The sequence below is a fragment of the Trueperaceae bacterium genome (genome assembly GCA_019454765.1).
Lineage (GTDB): Bacteria > Deinococcota > Deinococci > Deinococcales > Trueperaceae > JAAYYF01.
This window is the reverse complement of sequence record JACFNR010000003.1, coordinates 111,929-121,453: the sequence shown is the minus strand read 5'-3', so window position 1 is coordinate 121,453 and position 9,525 is coordinate 111,929. Positions and strand designations below refer to the sequence as shown.

9 protein-coding genes are annotated in these 9,525 nt (G+C 73.4%); 4 read left to right on the top strand and 5 right to left on the bottom strand.

The features are described from left to right. A partial coding sequence (locus H3C53_02060) for a hypothetical protein (GenBank protein ID MBW7915460.1) occupies positions 1-148 on the bottom strand: 148 nt, incomplete at its 3' end. 116 nt (positions 149-264) lie between these two features. Between H3C53_02060 and H3C53_02055 the strand changes: the two genes are divergently transcribed. After that, positions 265-2,307 (top strand): elongation factor G, encoded by a 2,043-nt coding sequence (locus H3C53_02055; protein MBW7915459.1) that lies wholly within the window; start codon positions 265-267, stop codon positions 2,305-2,307. 42 nt (positions 2,308-2,349) lie between these two features. Here H3C53_02055 and H3C53_02050 read toward each other — a convergent pair whose 3' ends face one another. Further along, entirely contained in the window at positions 2,350-3,195 is an 846-nt protein-coding gene (locus tag H3C53_02050; protein MBW7915458.1) for a hydroxymethylbilane synthase, read from the bottom strand. 61 nt (positions 3,196-3,256) lie between these two features. Continuing rightward, positions 3,257-4,531, bottom strand: a complete 1,275-nt coding sequence (locus H3C53_02045; GenBank protein MBW7915457.1) for a methionine adenosyltransferase — start codon at positions 4,529-4,531, stop codon at positions 3,257-3,259. A 13-nt stretch (positions 4,532-4,544) separates the two neighbouring features. Between H3C53_02045 and H3C53_02040 the strand changes: the two genes are divergently transcribed. Both H3C53_02040 and H3C53_02035 read left to right on the top strand, forming a co-directional pair. Then, positions 4,545-5,054 carry a GNAT family N-acetyltransferase gene (locus H3C53_02040; GenBank protein ID MBW7915456.1) on the top strand — a complete coding sequence of 170 codons (510 nt, stop codon included), beginning with the start codon at positions 4,545-4,547 and terminating at the stop codon, positions 5,052-5,054. A gap of 33 nt (positions 5,055-5,087) precedes the next feature. Then, the gene (locus H3C53_02035) at positions 5,088-5,624 is read left to right on the top strand and encodes an NYN domain-containing protein (GenBank protein ID MBW7915455.1); all 537 of its coding nucleotides are present in this window, start codon (positions 5,088-5,090) and stop codon (positions 5,622-5,624) included. 43 nt (positions 5,625-5,667) lie between these two features. On the opposite strand, the gene H3C53_02030 is transcribed toward H3C53_02035, so the two are convergent. Further along, on the bottom strand, positions 5,668-6,963 hold the full coding sequence (locus H3C53_02030; protein ID MBW7915454.1) for a hypothetical protein: 1,296 nt from the start codon (positions 6,961-6,963) through the stop codon (positions 5,668-5,670). Between the two features lie 264 nt (positions 6,964-7,227). Here H3C53_02030 and H3C53_02025 point away from each other — a divergent pair, with 264 nt between their 5' ends. Next, positions 7,228-8,583, top strand: a complete 1,356-nt coding sequence (locus H3C53_02025; protein MBW7915453.1) for a UDP-glucose/GDP-mannose dehydrogenase family protein — start codon at positions 7,228-7,230, stop codon at positions 8,581-8,583. 25 nt (positions 8,584-8,608) lie between these two features. Here the strand turns inward: H3C53_02025 and H3C53_02020 are convergent, their stop codons facing one another. Further along, positions 8,609-9,052, bottom strand: a complete 444-nt coding sequence (locus tag H3C53_02020) for a hypothetical protein (protein MBW7915452.1) — start codon at positions 9,050-9,052, stop codon at positions 8,609-8,611. Positions 9,053-9,525: the final 473 nt, after the last annotated feature.

The following is a 9,525-nucleotide window of genomic DNA, read 5'->3' as shown; positions in this document are numbered from 1 at the left end:
CGGCGTCGTCGTAGTAGACGTCTTCCTGGCGCCTCGTCCCGCGCCCCTCGACCTGCAGGCCGAGCGGTGCCAGCGCCCCCGCCAACTCGGCGACCCCCGGCACGCGCCCCTCCAGCGAGGAGTACTTGAGTTCCAGTTCGCGCGGCATGGCCGAGTGTAACCGCCGTGCCGAGCGGTGCTAGACTTGAGCCATCGCCTCGCACGGCCGAGCACGACCCTGCATCCTCCGCGGCCACGGCCGCTGTAACGAGAAAGGGAGCCGAGATGTCCCAGATCCGTAACGTGGCCGTCCTGTCGCATAGCGGCGCGGGCAAGACGTCGCTGGTGGAGGCCATGCTCTACCGCGCCGGCGCCATCTCGACCCTGGGGAGGGTCGAGGACGGCACCACCGCCTCCGACTTCACGCCGGAGGAGAAGCGCCGCAAGATCTCCATCTACTCGACCGTGCACCCCCTCACCTGGAAAGGCGAGGAGTTCAACCTGATCGACACGCCCGGTTACGCCGACTTCGTGGCCGAGATCCGCGGGGCGCAGGCCGCCGCGGACGCCGCGCTCATCGTGGTGTCCGCCGTGTCGGGGGTGGCGGTGGGCACGGAGCGCGTGTGGACCTCGAGCTTCGAGCGCGAGCTGTCGACGATGTTCGTGATCAACAAGCTCGACCGGGAGAACGCCGACTTCTTCCGCACCATGGCCGACATCGAGGCCACCCTGCCGGGCAACATCGCCGCCATCCAGCTCCCCATCGGCCAGGCCGAGGAGTTCAGGGGCATCGTCGACCTCCTCACCATGCGCGCGTACGAGTTCTCCACGGGCGAACCCGAGGAGGTGCCCATCCCCGACGAGGTCGCCGGGTTGGCCGCCGAGTACCGCGACCGTCTGGTCGAGGCCATCGTCGAGACGGACGACGAGCTGATGCTGCAGTACCTCGAGGAGGCGACCATCGACCAGGATGCCCTCCTGGGCGCCTTCTACGCCGCCGTGCGCCGCAACGAGCTCACGCCCGTGCTCCTCACGTCTGCCGCCAAGGTGATGGGCATCAGCCTCCTGCTCGACTTCCTCACCAGGGGCGTGCGGCACGTCGCGGATCACGGGCCGCTGCCCGTCGAGTCGGGCGAACCGCCCACCCTGGGCGAGGGGCAACCGTTCAGCGCCCGCGTCTTCAAGACGGTCGTCGACCCGTACCTCGGCAAGGTCTCCATGTTCAGGGTGCTGTCGGGCCTGCTCAAGGCCGGCGACCCCCTGCGGGACGCGTCGCGCGGCGCGGACCTGCGCACCGCCCACCTCTACGTCCCGAAGGGCAAGGACCTCAGCGAGGTGCGGGAGCTGGCGGCGGGGATGATCGGGGCGCTCACGAAGGCCGACGAGGTGCGCACCGGCGACACCCTCACCTCCCCCGGCGCCGAGTTCGTCCTGGCGCCCATCCGCCTACCGTCGCCCGTCATGGCGCTTGCCCTCTTCCCGAAGGCGCGGCCCGACGAGGACAAGCTGGGCGACTCGCTCTCGAAGCTGCTCGACGCCGATCCGACGCTGGTCCTGGAGCGCGACCCGAACACGAAGGAGACCGTCCTGTGGGGGATGGGTCACGTGCACCTCGAGATCGCCGTGGCGGCGTTGAAGGACCGCTTCGGGGTGGAGGTCGACGCCAGGACCCCCGCCGTCGCCTACCGCGAGACCATCCAAGGCACCGGCGACGCGCGCTACCGTCACAAGAAGCAGTCGGGTGGGGCGGGGCAGTTCGCGGAGGTGGCCCTCACGGTCGAGCCGCTGCCGCGCGGCTCCGGCTTCGAGTTCGAGTGGAAGGTCGTTGGCGGCACCATCCCCACGCAGTTCCAGACGAGCTGCGAGAAGGGGGCGCGGGCCGGCATGGAGGCGGGCGTGCTGGGCGGGTTCCCGCTCCAGGACGTGAAGGTCACCGTGTACGACGGCAAGGATCACCCCGTCGACTCGAAGGACATCGCCTTCCAGTTCGCGACCACGCAGGCCATGCGCGAGGCGCTGGCGCAGGCGAGGCCGATACTGCTCGAGCCGCTCACGCTCCTCAAGGTCCGCGTGCCCGACCGCTTCACGGGCGACGTGATCTCCGACCTGAACACGCGGCGCGGCCGCATCCTCGGCATGGACAGCGAGGGCTCCGTCAGCGTCGTGAGCGCTCACGTGCCGCTCTCGGAGATCCAGTCGTACTCGGCGGATCTGCGCAGCATGACGGGCGGTCGCGGCGCGTACTCGCTGAAGGTGGACCGTTACGAGGCGGTCCCGACGCAGGTCGTCGACCGCGTCCTCGCCGACGCCAAGCAAGCAGCGTCCTGAGGCTCGCCCGGCGCGCCGCCCGGCGCGCCCGGCGGCGCCGCGTCAGGTGAGGGCGGCGAGCTGCTCGGCCACGTCTTGTGCCAGCTCGCGGGCCAACACCTCTGCCTCGCGCGCCTCGCCGCTCAGGCTCGCCTGCAAGATGGTGGGACCGACGGCCACGGCGCCCAGCAGGGTGAGCTCGCCGTCCTCCGTGACCCCGGCGACGGCGCCAACCTGCCGCCCGGGCAGCGCCGCCGCGAACGCTCGTTCGGCCCGGACCCGGTCGTAGCTGGGACGGTGCTGCAGCGAGTATGCGGTCTCGAAGGCGAGGTCGTCGTCGGCGCGCACGAGCAGCCCCAGCGCGCCCTGGCCCGGCGGCGGCGTGAAGGCGGTCTCGTCCAACACCACGTCGACGGCGCTGCGCAGGTCCAACGTGGCCGCGGCCGCCGCCGACACGATCACCGCGTCGGCGCCCGCGCTCAGCTGCGCGAGGAGGGCGTCCGGCGACGCCGCCTCGATCTGGACGGTGAGGTCCGGGTGCGAGGCGCTCAGGAAGGCGGCGTCGCGTTGCGAGCCGACCACCACCCGGGCGCGGGGCGGCAGCGCGGCGAAGCCGGCGCGCCCCTTGGCGGCGAGTCCCGAACGCGGGTCGGCGCGCCGCAGCACGGCGGCGAGGCGCACGTCCTCGGGCAGGGTGGGCGCCAGGGCGTCGAGCTGGACGGCGGCGATGCCGACCGCGCCGCGCCTGAGGGCCTCCAGCAGTGGGTCCGAGTCGAGTCCGCCCGTCCCGGCCTGGGTGCGGAGCGTGAGGTGGAGGTCCGGCCACTCCTCGGTGAGGAGCTCCAGCACGTTGCGACCGTGACGGATCGCGAGCAGTCCCTCGCGGTTGCCCAGAACTATCCTGGCCATGGCCCAACTTGTACCACACGCGACCCGGGCCCGACCGCCAGAAACCGCGTGCTGGTGCGGCTTACTCCCGGCCGGCCGCGGCCTTGAGCCTATCGGCGCGCGCGACGCTCTCCCACGGGAAGCCGGGCCGCCCGAAGTGGCCGTAGGCGCTGGTGGCGGCGTAGAGCGGCCGACGCAGCCCGAGCTCCTCGATGATGGCGCCCGGCCGCGCGTCGAACTCGCGCTTGACGAGCTCGGTGAGCTCGTCGTCGGTCAGCGCCCCCGTAGAGAACGTGTCGAGGTACATGCCCACGGGCCTCGCCATGCCGATGGCGTAAGCGAGCTGCACCTGGCAGCGCCGCGCCAGGCCGGCGGCGACGACGTTCTTGGCGATGAAGCGAGCGTAATAGCTGGCGGAGCGGTCGACCTTCGTCGGGTCCTTGCCGCTGAACGCGCCCCCGCCGTGCGGCGCGGCGCCGCCGTACGTGTCGACGATCACCTTGCGGCCGGTGAGGCCGGCGTCCGCGGCGGGGCCACCCTCCACGAACCGCCCGGTCGGGTTGATCAGCAGGGCGGTCTCGTCGGTGAGCAACCCCGCCGGCACCACCGGGGCGAGCACGTGCTCGACCAGGTCGGAGCGGAGGAGGGCGGGGTCGACGTCGGGGTCGTGCTGCGCCGACAAGACGACGTGGCGCAGGTGCACCGCCACGCCGTCGACGTACGCCAGCGTGACCTGCGCCTTGCCGTCGGGGCGAAGGTAGGGCAGCGTCCGGTCGCGCCGCACCTCGGCCAGCCGCTCCGTGAGGCGGTGGGCGAGCTGGATGGGTAGGGGCATCAGGGCGGGCGTCTCGTCGATGGCGTACCCGAACATCAGCCCCTGGTCGCCGGCGCCGAGCGTGTCGTAGCGGTCGCCGCTCGCCGCCTCCTGCGCCCGGTCGACGCCCATGCGGATGTCGCCCGCCTGCTCGTTGAGCGCGATGAGGACGGCGCTGTGGTCGGCGTCGAAGCCGTAATCGGCGTTCGTGTAACCGACGTCGCGGGCCGCCTGGCGGACGATGGCCTGCACGTCCACGTCGGCCGTGGTCGTGACCTCGCCGGCCACCAGGGCGAGGCCGCGGGTGAGCAGCGTCTCCACCGCCACCCTCGCCAACGGATCCTGCTGCAAGATGGCGTCCAGGACGCTGTCGCTGATGCGGTCCGCCAGCTTGTCCGGGTGCCCTTCCGTGACGGATTCGGCGCTAACTAGGCGCAACACTGTGTGAACCTCCACGTCCACCCCCACGCGTCGGCGTCGGTGGCGGCGAACAGGATAGCAGGGAGCCGCCTGCCCGGACCGCTTGGCGGCGGCACCACGCATCTATAATCTTGGCGTGAACGTCAGGGTCGCGACGCAGGGGGACGCGGCGGCCGTGCGCGACCTGCTGGCAGGTGTCTACCGCGAGGGCGGCGCGTTCGTGGGCGACGGACCCGAGGGGGTGAACGCGCTCGCGGCGCGCATCGGGGCGCCGTCGGACCGGAGCTTCTACGCGGTCGCCGTGGAGGGCGCGATGCTGGCGGGCTGGCTCGAGCTCCACCGCTCGCCGGCCGCGCGCCTCGAGCACGTGGCCGTCCTCACGCTCGCCGTCGCGCCGGAGGCGCGGCGCCGCGGCGCCGCGCGAGCGCTGCTCGGCGCGGGCTACGCCTGGTGTCGGCGCGCCGGAGTCCTCAAGGTGGCGCTACACGTGCGGGCAGGCAACCTCGCCGCGATCAGGCTCTACGAGAGCGAGGGGTTCACGCTCGAGGGGCGCGAGACGCGGCAGGTGAGGCGCCTGCCGTCGGAGGGCGGCGGCTTCGAGGACAACCTGCTCATGGGCAAGTGGTTGGCGGGGCCTCCGGGGTAGAGTGGCGGCGTGGAGCCCGCAGACGTGCCGGTCGTGCCGGGCGCGCCCGGCGACAGCCCGCGGCAGCGCGTGGCCCTCTTCGTGGACACCCAGAACCTCTACTACGCAGCCCGCGACAACCACGGCGGCAGCGTCGACTACGAGCGCCTGCTCGCGGCGTGCCTGCGTGGGCGGCGCCTGGCGCACGCCACCGCGTACGTGGTGGCGCGCGAGGGAGACGCCACGGCGTTCGGCTTCTTCGGCAAGCTGTCTGCCCTCGGCTACCGCGTGAAGCGGCGCACCGTGCGGATCCACCGCGTCGACGACGAGGGGAACGTGAGGTTGGAGGGCGACTGGGACATGGGGATCGCCGCCGACGTCGTGCGCAGCCTCGACTTCGCCGACGTGATAGTCCTGGCGAGCGGCGACGGCGACTTCGCGCCCATCCTCGAGCTCGCCCAGGAGCGGGGCAAGCGGGTGGAGGTCATGGCGTTCCGCGAGGTCGCCGGGCAGGCGCTCCAGGACCTCGCCGACCGCTTCGTCGCCCTGAACGAGGTGCCCGGCATCTTCCTGCCAGGCAAGGGCACCTGACCGGCGCCTGAGCGGTTCCTGGGCGCCGCGTTCGCCGCCCCTCTCATCGCGTCGGCCAGCCGGCCCCCAGCAACGTGAGGTGTGCCGCGTACGCGCGGTAGTAGGCCTGCAGGCCGCGCTCGCGGGCGTCCCGCGCCCGCGCCACCGCCTGCGAGTTGCGCGGCAGGTTGCGAGCCTCGCTCGGCTCGTCACGCCTCAGTACGGCCAGCGCGAGGGCCTCGTCGAGCACCTCGACCTCCTCCCAGGCGCGCTCCACCGCCCGCCACGACGCCTCCACCGCCCCGTCCCGCGCCAGGTCGTGCGCGGCCAGTTCGGCCTCGGCGGCGGCCACCGCCCGCTCGGCGCGCGAGATGGCCGACAGGGTGCTCTCGTCGAGCCTGAGGTTGGCGCTGAGCCGCACGCTCCAACCGTCCTTGCCGGTGGGGCGCAGGCGCAACGCCAGGTCCGCCTCGGGCCGGCCCGCCGCGACGCCGACGCCTAACGTGGCGCGGCCGCCGCCCTCCTGGTACTGCGCCTGCAGGCGCAGGTCCCGGACCGGTCCCCAACCGGCCCGTGCGAGCTGGGCGCGCGCCAGGGCGAGCCCCTCGACGAGGGCGGCGCGAGCGCGGTCGTTCCCGGAAGCGGGGGCGGGCGGCGCCAGCGGCGCCGCGCCGCAGGCGCCGTCCTGGGCGGTGGGGACCCCCACGCCGAGGGCGGCCAGTGCGGCGCTCAGCGCATCCACGGAGGCGCGCGCGTCCTGCGCGCCAAGCTCGGCGCGGCGCAACTGGAGCCGCGCCTCGCGAAGGAAGGGGGGTGGCCCGGTTCGGGCCGCCGCCGGGCTCCCCGGCAACGGCGCGTGCTCGGGGTCGGCCGCGCGCTCCGCGGCGGTCTGTTCGGCGCGCTCGAGGGCCGCCGCGGCGACGTCCAGGTCCACCAGCGCGACCTCCAAGGCGCGCTCCGCCACCCGCAGGCGGCTGAACCCCAACATCGCCTCCAACACGTCGGCCACCCCCTGCGCCTCCAGCCGCGCCTCGGCGGCCAGTACCGCGACGCGGGCCTTGACGATGGCCACCTCGTCGTAGCGGTAACCGATGGTGGCGTCGAGCTGATAGCCGACCAGGTCGAGGGCGTCGAGCTCCTGCTCGAGGTCGAGGTCGTCGCCCACCCCGAGGCTGGGCCGCAGGCCGATGCTCGCGCCGAGCCCCGCCTCGGCCAGGTCGAGCTCCCCGTGGCGGAACGCGAGGTCCTCGGCCCGCGTCCGGTAGGCGGCGGACCGCGCGGGAGCCGCCCCTGCGAGGTCGCCGGCCGGGCCTGGCGCGCACTCGGGCGCGGCCGCCGCGTGGGGGCTCAGCGCCAGCACTGCACAGGCCAGGGCGGCGCCAGGGCCCCCGCGGCGGCGCGGGACGGTGCGGTGGCGGCGGACGACGTGAGCTCGTGGCACGAGGTTCCCCCTGACAGCGCCGCGTGGCGCCGCGCGGCGGCGCTCCCCGGGCGCCCGATTGTGGTTCTCGCCACCATAGCCCGGCGAGCCGGCGGCCGTGACGGCGTTCCCGGACGCCGCCCGTGCCCGTCCGGCCGCGCGAGGTCCCTCGCCGCTGCCGCCGGGCCCAAGTAGGATGAGGCCATGAGAGTGACAGTGATCGGAACGGGGTACGTCGGCCTGACGACCGGCGCGGCCCTCGCCTACTTGGAGCACGACGTCACGTTCGTAGACAAGAAGGCCGACGTGATCGCTCAGCTCGCCACCGGCGTCCCGACGATCCACGAGAGCGGCCTGGCGGAGCTCATGGCCGCCGGCAAGCACCGCTCGGCGTTCCAGACGACCATCCCCGAGCTGTCCGGCGAGGGCGTCGTCCTAATCGCGGTGGGTACGCCGTCGAAGGAGAACGGCGACGCCGACCTCACCTACGTCGACGCCGCCGCCACCGACGTCGCCGACCGCATCCAGGAGGGGGCGCGGCTCGTGGTGGTCAACAAGTCCACCGTGCCGGTCGGCAGCGCCCGCCACGTCGAGGGGATCATCGGGCGGCGCCTCGCCGCGCGGGGCGTCCGGGCGGAGGTGCACGTGGCCTCCAACCCCGAGTTCCTCGCCGAGGGCCGCGCCGTTCACGACAGCCTCTACCCTGACCGCATCGTCGTGGGCTCCGACGGGCCGGTGCCCTGGTCGGTCATGCGCCAGCTGTACGCGCCCATCCTGGAACAGACGTTCGAGGCCCCACCGGGCACGCCGCGACCGGAACGGTTCGAGCTGCCGCCCCTCATCACCACGACCACCACCAGCGCGGAGCTCACGAAGTACGCCGCCAACGCGTTCCTCGCCACCAAGATCAGCTTCATCAACGAGTTCAGCGTGCTGGCGGAGAAGGTCGGCGCCGACGTCGTCGAGGTGGCGCGCGCCATCGGCCTCGACAGCCGCATCGGCAGCAAGTTCCTGAGCGCGGGGATAGGGTGGGGCGGCAGCTGCTTCGGCAAGGACACGGCGGCCGTGCTGGCCCTCGGCGGGGCGTACGACTACCAGATGCCCATCGTGCGCGCGGCGGTGGACGTCAACCGGCGCCAGCGGCTCTACGTCGTCGAGAAGCTGCAGCAGCACCTGAAGGTGCTGCGAGGCACCACCATCGGCCTGCTGGGGCTCGCCTTCAAGGGCAACACCGATGACCTGCGCGACGCGCCGTCCTTGACCCTGATCAGGGAGCTCAACGACCGCGGCGCCGTCCTGCGCGTGCACGACCCGGTGGCCATGCCCAACGCCGCGCGGCAGCACCCCGAGCTTCCCGTGGAGTACGCGGCCGACGAGCTGGAGCTCGCCCGCGGTTGCGACGCCCTGGTCGTCGTGACGGACTGGCCCCAGTACCGCCGCCTCGACTTCGCGGCGCTCGCCGCAGCCATGCGCGGCAGGCTCCTCCTCGACGCCCGCAACTGGCTTCAGGCGGGCACGGTGGAGGCCGCCGGCCTCACTTACGTCGGTATAGGCAGGTAGGCGGCGTCGCTGACGGCGCCGGCTCTCAGGGCCAACCGGCGAAGGCGCCGCCCGCGGGCACCAGCACCACTCGCAGGTGCAGCGTCAGCGGGTAGTAAGGCTTCAGGTCGATGGGCGTGCCGTCGGCGGAGCGGGTGTAGCGCTCGTCCAGCGGCCGGGAGGCCTGGTCTCGCAAGACGAGCAGGAGGCGGCCAAGGCCCCTGCCCCAGTCGATGGTCTCGTCGCTGACGAGCGACCGCACCGGGAACGTGGCCGAGGCGGTGCCGCGGCCCGTGGCGACGAGGCGGGTCGAGTCGGTGCAGGGCGGGCTGACCACCGTCGGATCGCCTGGCACGAGGCAGAGCTGGAGCTGAGCCGGCGTCTCGCTTGGCTGCGACGCGACGTCGACCCTCACGTGCAGTGCCCCGTTCGACACGTCCGCCGCCCCGGCAACCGCCGCCCCCGCGGTCGCCACCGGGTCGAGGAACACGAAGGCGCCCTGGCCGCCGTCGCTGACGCTGCGAACGGTCAGGTCGCCGTCGAACAGGGTGATCTGGGCGGTCGACCCCCGCGGCGCCGGCGCGGGAGCGGGAGAGGGGGTAGGGGCAGGAGTCGGCGTCGGTGTTGGCGCTGGCGTCGGTGTTGGCGCGGGCGTTGGAGTTGGAGTTGGAGCAGGCGTGGGTGCCGGAGTCGGGGTCGGTGCGGGTGCCGGTGCAGGTGTCGGTGCGGGTGTCGGTTCGGGCCCCGGGATGGGGGAAGGTGCGGGCTCCTCCACCGGCTCCTGGGCGGGTGCCGGCGTGGGCTCGGTCGCCGGGGTCGGTTCCGGCGCGACCGGAGTCGAAGGGGTCGACGGTGCAGGTGCAGGTGTCGGTGCAGGGGCGGGAGTAGGGGCGGGTGTCGGCGCTGGTGTTGCCGTCGGGGCCTGCGCTGTTGGCTCCAGCGGCGCGGTGGGCTCTGCCGCCT